The sequence below is a fragment of the Flavobacterium sp. genome (genome assembly GCF_036515215.1).
GTDB lineage: Bacteria > Bacteroidota > Bacteroidia > Flavobacteriales > Flavobacteriaceae > Flavobacterium.
In genome coordinates this window covers 1-7,363 of the sequence record NZ_DATBVQ010000025.1, presented here as the reverse complement: position 1 = coordinate 7,363, position 7,363 = coordinate 1, and the positions used below count along the sequence as shown (strand labels likewise).

Sequence of the window (7,363 nt, the reverse complement as noted above, 5' to 3'; positions counted from 1 at the left end):
TTTTTCACTTCCTCTTTATTTAACTTGATCTTGCCTTCGCACTGTAAAAATCCTAGTGGAAAGATACTGAAACAAATTCAGTGCTAGCAGTCTGACAAGTTGACCGCGATCGCGAGTCCGCCTTCTGAGGTTTCCTTGTATTTGTTATTCATATCCTTTGCCGTTTCCCACATCGTATTTACCACTTTATCCAAAGGGACTTTGGCATTTTTCGGGTCGGTTTCAAGAGCTAGTTCTGCGGCATTTATGGCCTTGATTGCACCCATCGTATTCCTTTCGATACAGGGTATTTGAACCAGTCCCCCGATAGGGTCACAGGTCAATCCCAGGTGATGTTCCATAGCAATCTCGGCAGCCATAAGGACCTGTTCAGGTGTGCCGCCCATTAATTCACACAATGCCGCTGCGGCCATGGAAGAGGAAACTCCAATCTCGGCCTGGCAACCACCCATAGCTGCTGATATCGTGGAGCCTTTTTTGAATATGCTGCCTATTTCTCCTGCAACCAGCAGGAATTGCTTGATTTCTTTTGGTCCCGCATCGTGGTTTTCGATTACCAAATAATACATTAAAACGGATGGAATCACTCCGGCACTGCCGTTTGTAGGTGCAGTAACGATACGGCCTAAAGCAGCGTTGACCTCATTTACCGCCAGTGCAAAACAACTAACCCATTTCAGGATTTGACGGAATTTCACCTCGGTCAATCTGATTTCCTCCAGCCAATTCTGCGGGTTGCTATAATTAGATAACCCTATTAAATTTTGATGCATATCGAATGCCCTGCGGCGAACATTTAAACCACCGGGAAGTATTCCTTCTGTGTGACAACCGATATACATGCACTCCAGCATAGTATTCCATATGCGCATTAATTCATGATCGATTTCTTCTTCAGAACGCATGGATTTCTCGTTCTCGTAAACGATTTCAGAGATTTTTTTGCCTTCGGTTTTGCAGTAGGCTAAAACGTCTACCGCTTTATCGATCGGGAACGGAAAAGCACATTTTATTTTTATTTTCTTTTTGGCATTGATACGTTCTTCTTTTACCACAAATCCACCTCCGATGGAGTAGTAGGTGGCGGAAAAAACTTTCTTGTCATTTGAATATGCAGTAAAGGTCATACCGTTTGAATGGAAAGGGAGAAACTCCTTATTGAAAATGATGTCTTTTGAAATGTCAAATGGGATTGTAAATTCATTCCCTAAATTGATTTGGGTTTTATCCTGGATGGATCTGATGATCCCGTCTATGTTTTCTATCGGAATGTACTCGGGATCCTGACCGCTTAAACCCAGCATTACGGCCAAATCAGTGGCATGGCCTTTTCCGGTAAGGGAAAGCGAACCGTATAAATCTGTTTTTATTCGGCTAACCGTCTCTATTAATTTTTCACTTCTCAATTCTTTCAGGAATCGTTCTGCCGCTCGCCAAGGGCCAAGGGTATGTGAACTTGAAGGACCGACACCTATTTTAAGCATGTCAAAAACCGAAATGCATTCTTCCATATTTTGGGGGTAAATTTATGTTGCAAATATAATGGAATATAGCAATGATCTAGGCCAAAATAGGCTTAAAATTAGATATTTGCTCTAATATGTTGTCGTATTGTCATTATTCCTTAATGCAAAGCAAATCGGCTTGTTTTGATTTTATGTAAATAATGAATGGCAGTGCATAAAGGCAAGCTAATGATAACCTAAAACGGATATCCTATTGCCAAATTAAAAACCAGATTTTCTTTTCTCCAAGAGCGGCTTCCAAAACTCACCCTGTCAAGCACCCAACGCTGTCCGTCCGGCAGATACGGTTTCCTGATAGGGAAAGCAAGATCTGTACGTAGCACCAGAAATGAAAAGTCAAATCGCAGTCCGGCACCAACTCCCACTGCTATTTCGTTTAAGAAGTCTTTGGAGAACTTGGCACCCGGTTTATCGGGATTCTCTTTCAGCAACCATATATTTCCGGCATCCAGAAACAAAGCACCCTTGACAAGATCATATATTTTGGCCCTATATTCGGTATTGAATTCCAGTTTCAAATCCCCGGATTGATCCGGTAAAAAGGCGGTCGCGGCCGTAGAACCGTCGTAACTACCAGGGCCTATGGAACGCGCTCGAAAAGCCCTGATGCTATTGGTTCCCCCGTTAAAAAACTGTTTGATAAAAGGCATTTCATCTGAATTTCCGTAAGCGAATCCCGCACCTGCAATTATTCTGCTGGCAATCGATGATTCACCGCTTAATTTCAGATAATGCCTGAATTCATTCTCCACTTTGACGAATTGGCTGAACGGCACACTGAATACTTTTACGGTGTCTCCCTTTTTAATATTTGCACCGCTCGCCAAACCGTATAGATTTCCGGCAAGGTCTACGCTCGCTTTGTAATAAAAAGTGTTCCTTCTGTTTTTATCCATCGTATTGGTGAAGGTGTAGGAGTAGGAGGGGCCAAAAATCAATTGCTTCTGAATCACTTTTTCTAGTGATGGATTAGCTTGAATTTGTTCCTGATATAGAGGTGTCACATTTTGGGGGCTGGCATAGGTAATTTCGGTAATATTCAGTTGGTGCCCCTTATGCAGGTTTTCCTTCCACAAATAGCCGAAAGAGCCTTTGAACGTTTGCAGGGAATAGAGTTTCGTTCTGTTTTGGAATTCATATCCTAAGGTAGCCTTAGTTTTGGGAACAAAAGCGCCGGAAGATTCAAAATTGAAAGGCGATATAATTCTGGGCCAAACCAAATTGGCCTCCGTACCAAAACGATACACGTTAAAGCCTTTATTTAGTCCTGAAACCTGCACTTCTGCGCCTCCAAATGCAGATATGGTAAGCAATTCGGCGCCCTTCAACAGGTTGCGATTGCTCCAGTTAACATTGAGCTCTGTTCCCGTATAGTTTGCTGAATTGGTTTTGGCCAAAACTTCAACCCGAATTGATTTCTTGGGCAGAGGAGTGAGAAAGTAATAAGCATCAAGATAATTTCCTGTAGTGTCAGCCACTTTAAATTGGTTTTTTACAAACTTAAACGTACCTAAATTAACCAGCCTGTTTAAAGATAGATTATGATTGGTTCGGTTGTAAAAGTCCCCTTTATTGAAATATAAGGTTCGATCAAAAATTCTTGGCTTAAACAAATTTTCGGGATCCACAATCGTGAAATCTTTGTACTGATGTGTGGCTTCACGATTTGCAATCAGACTGTCTGAGCCTATGGAATAATTTGGATATACAATGATGTCGTTAATTCTATATTGGGTCTTGGACAATTCGGGAGTTTCGCTTTTCAACTTTACGATCAGATCAACCTGGTGGTCCGCAACAGTACTATCTACCTGAACCTTTAGATAATCGGGGTTAAAATAATAAAAGCCTTCTTCTTTAAGTCTTGCATCTATTCTCACTCTTTCCTCTTTTATCACGTCAAGGTTATATCCCTGGTCTTTTTTTAGCAAACTTTTGTTAGCGGTAGCGCTAATGGCGCCGGAAAGAACCGTAGAATCGCCCGGAAACTGGACTTCCCTGATTTTGTATTGCCTCTTGGGAATTACAGTGTAACTGGCTTTGGCTTTCTTTCCTGCACGGCTTGAATCGGCAGTGGTTTTAGTATTGAAGTAACCGTGATTTTCCGAGAAGTTTTGCAAAACGCTTTTGTTGTATTCCAAATCTACCTTGCTGTAATAAACGGGAGCTTGACCCACTTTGGTTTTCAACCAATATCGAAACCCTTTCTGTTTTTTTGGAGTTCCTGCCAAGTGATAAAGAAATATTTTTGGTCGTAGGCCAAGGAAAGAAGAATTTGGTTTCGGTCGGACAATCTCTTGTAATGCCTTTTTTAAAGCCTTGCGCTCTTTTTTGGGGGTTTCGTTTCCTTCCACTGTTACTTTCGCACCTACATAAAGTAGTTCTCCTTCGGGCAAGTTTTTTGTACCACTGCAGGATGCCACAAACAATAGCGTAAAAAGTAAATAAAGTAGGCCGTAATTCTTCATCAGGTTGTTATTTGCGATGTTAGTTTTAGTTTGATTTCCCCCTTTTGTTTTTAGCACTTTGAAATAATTCTTTGAATTTATTGTAGTCTAATGTGATTACAAAAGCAATTCCGGTTTCAATAACCTGGCCTTGTAATGCCACCTGATATTTGTTTAAACGGTAGGCTCTTATTTTATATCTTCCGTCTTTTGAAATTTGGTATTCCACAGATACATCTCCTGCAATCGTGCTTGTCTCTTGGTTTTTCTGTTGCGGGCCTTCCAGTCCAAAACTACTTCCCACGGTAACCTTCAGCCGGTCATTCAACAATTTTTTAGAGATACCAACGTTCAAATCCGTTTTGTTCTCCAATTGCCCAGTGGTATAATCCTGTGAGGACTGTAAGTCAAAATTGAGCTCGACACCGCTAATCAAATCACCAGCCAAGTTGTTTAGCTGTTGCGATAAGATTTTGCTGGCGCTTTCCCTAGCGATAGAAGAAACGGAACTGCGACCTGATTCACTGGCAAACGGGTTTTCACCTATGAAACGATTCAACAGCAGCAGGGCAAAAACCTGTTTGTTCAGTTCGTCAGGCTGTAGACGCAATTGAGCCAGTTTTGCCTGAGTGGTATTGATTATTTCCGTCGAAACGCTATTGTTTTCTTCCGGCAAAATGATGTCAAAGGCGATGCTTGGTTTCATCAATTCCCCTTTCATTTTCAATTCGGTTTCAAAAGGGATTTTTTGTTTGTAGGTATTCCTTACCGAAGCCGTAACGCTTGCCAGTTGGTCGTCAACTAAATCAATTGGTGCCGCTTCATTTTTGTAGACTGCGGTGATGTTGATGTCTGCCTCGGTCGGCTCGCCCATCCACAGGATATAACTTCCGCTTTTAATGTCAAACTTTCGTTTGATCATATTGAAATTCATTTCGTAAGCGCCTTCCTTCAACTCATACCTTCCCGTTAAAGTAGTTTTCCCGGATGGATCAATACCGCCGGTCAATTGCGCTTCCCCTTTGAGTTTTAAAAAGTCTCCATTCGTCTTGTCTATGACAATCGATAATTCAGCTTCTTTGTCGACCTCGATATTGACGGAGGCGTCGATTCCGGTTATCTCGGTCACGCTCAAAGATTCGTCTAGCGAGATGGTATCAATCATCGGAGGATTGTCTTGGTCCACAAATTCCACGATACCTTCCCGGTCAGCGATCGAAGGGTCTGATTGCGGCAGTACGATGGTGAATTTGGTGTCTTTGTTGATTTTAATGCTACCGTTAACCGTAGGGCTGTTTAAATCACCTCCAATTTTTAGATGGTTGTCCAAATACATTTCGCCGTAGTATAGTTTGTTGTCCAGTTCCTTAGAATTGACGGCTTTAAAATTAACAGCATCCAGTGCCAAGTCAAAACCAAAATTATTGAAATTGTGACTGTCTATTTTTCCGTTTATGACCAAATCATTATCTTTCTCGTCCTTAATGACAAAATGATCAAAGGTGATGGCATCGTTCGCAAAAGAAATTTTATCGTTAATGGACTTAAAAATGGAATTGAGTTGGGTCACCTTAAAGCCCACCTCGTTAAATTGCAAATCACCAAACACCTTCGGCTGATCTGTATTTCCTGATATTTTAAACGTGCCGGAAAAAAAGCCGCTGCTTTCCTTTAACTGATCCATGGTGAAGCCCTGAATGCTTTTCAGCTGAAGTTTTGCTATATCCAGATTCATGTCCAGCGCTCCAGTTCCCGTTTTATAGGTTCCATCGAGATTGACTTGATTGCCCTGACCCGTTATTGCGATTTTGGTATTGTAGCTATTGGCCACGATATTATCCACCTGGATATTAACAGTCCCAAGAGTATCATTTTTGAAAGTAAAATTATCGATAGTCAAATCAGAAGTGAAAACAGGGGATTGGCTTGCGTTTTTCACTAATGCCGTTCCGTTAATATTTCCGCTAAGCTGTAAATCGCCTTTTTCGAACATGCTGGTGATAGTCTCAATTTTGAAATTTTCGAATTCTACTTCCATGGGAGAATTTAGGCGTTCTGATTGTGACTGCAGCTTGATCTTGCTGTCCTGTTGGCTTAATTCGAAATTATCGGCATAGATTCCTTTTTTTCCAAATTGGACCAGATTATCGGAAGCGATTTTCCATGACTCATAGTTGAGCAACAGATTTCTGGGATCCAAGTTGATTTCATTATTCCCCTTCGAAGCTTTAAGTGTTCCCGCAATTTGATAGCGTTCTTTATCTTTTAAATCTTTTAGGAGCAAGCTGTAATCTGCGACATTGTCCTGAACTTTTCCTGAAACGGAGGTGTAAGGTAACTGAATCAACTTGTTTTGAACGTCGTCAACCATTAAATTGTACACTAGGGCATTGTCCTTCGTATCGACATTAAACAAGGCATTGGTCACGATGTTTTCGCCATAAACAATTTTGGGAATTGCGGCATTAAAAACGATGGTGTCATTGACCGAATTGTACCTTCCGGTTATGGAAATGGGTTCCAGGCTTTTTATTTCGGGAATTAATTTTAATAAAATAGGGCTGTCGGTTATTCCAATTTTAAATACCAATTGTTGTTTTTCATCAGTTCTTTTTCTGGCAGATGAATTGGTATTGTAATAATTTGACAGCGAATTGGTCAATGCCGCTGCTATTTTTGAAAGTTTGTACTTTCCATCGATTTCGGCATTCAAAACCTGAGATTTCAATGACAAACTGTTTTTATCCACTTCTGAAGTGGCAATCAGCGTTATGGAATCCATCACAAACTGCTCTTTGGCGTCAGCGATCACAAGCTTGCTTATGATGAATTTTCCGTTCAGGTAATCTAAATTAGCAGACTGGATGTCGGCATCCACTACGCCCCTTATTTTCATGGGACCGGCATGCAAATTCAATTTGTCCAAATCAGCGATGTCGATATTTAAATTTATTTTTCCCGCTGGGTACTTGTCCCTGAAGCTTCCGCTGCTCACTAAATCAAACGTTAGGTTTGGGTCCGTACTGTTAGCGTTTGCTTTAAAGAGCCCTTTGCTGATAGTGGCGGCAAGGTCCAGATCCTGATAGGTATATTTATTGTAATTTATCTTAGAGATGGTTCCCTTTATCGTACTGCTGGCTGATTTTATATCCAATCCAGTTCCCTTTGTAGTTGCTTTCAGGCTGATTTTACCAACCTCATTGTTTTTAATCAGTTTTCCCAGATCAAAATTTTCCATCTCCGTTTGGGCATCGTATTTTTCGTTGTTTTTTCTGCTTTGATCGAAAACCGCCTTGATCTTGGCGGCGCCAAAACTACTGCCGATAACCAAATCAGTCGAGAATTTATTGATTGTTCCTTTGAACTTTCCTATCACATTGAATAAAGCGG

Annotated in this window: 3 protein-coding genes; all 3 read right to left on the bottom strand. The window is 41.1% G+C overall.

The genetic code is table 11. The annotated features are described in order from the left end of the window. Positions 1 to 83: 83 nt before the first annotated feature. Positions 84 to 1,511: an L-serine ammonia-lyase gene (locus tag VIH09_RS01710; RefSeq protein ID WP_331577231.1), complete on the bottom strand. Its 1,428-nt coding sequence runs from the start codon at positions 1,509 to 1,511 to the stop codon at positions 84 to 86. Between the two features lie 191 nt (positions 1,512 to 1,702). Continuing rightward, positions 1,703 to 3,994 carry a BamA/TamA family outer membrane protein gene (locus VIH09_RS01705; RefSeq protein ID WP_331577229.1) on the bottom strand — a complete coding sequence of 764 codons (2,292 nt, stop codon included), beginning with the start codon at positions 3,992 to 3,994 and terminating at the stop codon, positions 1,703 to 1,705. A gap of 25 nt (positions 3,995 to 4,019) precedes the next feature. Continuing rightward, the coding region (locus tag VIH09_RS01700; protein ID WP_331577227.1) for a translocation/assembly module TamB domain-containing protein at positions 4,020 to 7,363 on the bottom strand (3,344 nt) is incomplete at its 5' end.

Coding starts and splice junctions, on each gene's coding strand:
- VIH09_RS01705 (WP_331577229.1), bottom strand. CDS start 3,994: ATGAAGAATTACGGCCTACTTTATTTACTTTTTACGCTATTGTTTGTG.
- VIH09_RS01710 (WP_331577231.1), bottom strand. CDS start 1,511: ATGGAAGAATGCATTTCGGTTTTTGACATGCTTAAAATAGGTGTCGGT.